Source organism: Tamlana crocina, from assembly GCF_012037625.1.
In genome coordinates this window covers 1-777 of the sequence record NZ_JAAVJS010000058.1, presented here as the reverse complement: position 1 = coordinate 777, position 777 = coordinate 1, and the positions used below count along the sequence as shown (strand labels likewise).

1 protein-coding gene is annotated in these 777 nt (G+C 40.8%); it reads right to left on the bottom strand.

Annotated elements, in window-relative coordinates; all coding sequences use genetic code 11:
* Positions 1 to 127: 127 nt before the first annotated feature.
* The coding region (locus HC176_RS15580) for a LysM peptidoglycan-binding domain-containing protein (RefSeq protein ID WP_167919898.1) at positions 128 to 777 on the bottom strand (650 nt) is incomplete at its 5' end.

The window sequence follows — 777 nt, the reverse complement described above, 5'->3', positions numbered from 1 at the left end:
GATTATTGATATTCCCCGAAGAATTTGATACTACAACAGGATCCTCCTTTCCATCGCCACAACCTGTTATTAATAAAAGAATAGAAAATAATACACTAAGATTTTTCATAATAAAATAACGGAATTTCTACCCGTCAGAAAGTTTAAGTTTCATACCGGGTTTTAACCGGTTGCTGTTCATATTATTTAGGTTCTTGATCTGTTGAACTGTAACGCCCGGAAATTTTTTAGAGATGCTCCACAGGGAATCCCCGTGTTTAACGGTATAGATCCTGGGAGAGCTATTATTTTGAGCGGTAGCTTTGTTCTGAGGGTATATGGTAAGTCTTTGTCCAATTCGCAGGTTATTGCTCCTTAAATTGTTCCATTCCTTGATCTGGCTCACTCCTACACCGTACCTCTCGGCAATGCGGCCAAGATAATCTCCGTTTCTCACCCGGTATCGTATAGGTTCTGTCGCCTCTACTAACTGGGGCAGGATCTCTTCTTTCTTCTCTTCGAGTGCTTCGGCATAACCATAGATAGCTGCTTCATTATTTACAAAAAGTCCGGACCTGTTTCGTGGCAGCCTAAGACTATATTTTTCACCTTCAATAAAGGGAATAATATCGAGTTTATAACTGGGGTTGAGAAACTGAAGCATTTCCTTTTCCACACCTGTAACTTCAGAGATCTGCTCGAATGTCAACTTCTTTTTGGTGTGAATTGTATCGGTTTCAAAATAAGTAGTTCGTGGGTGAGGTGGCTGGAAGCCATGTTCTTCGGCATACTCGAAGA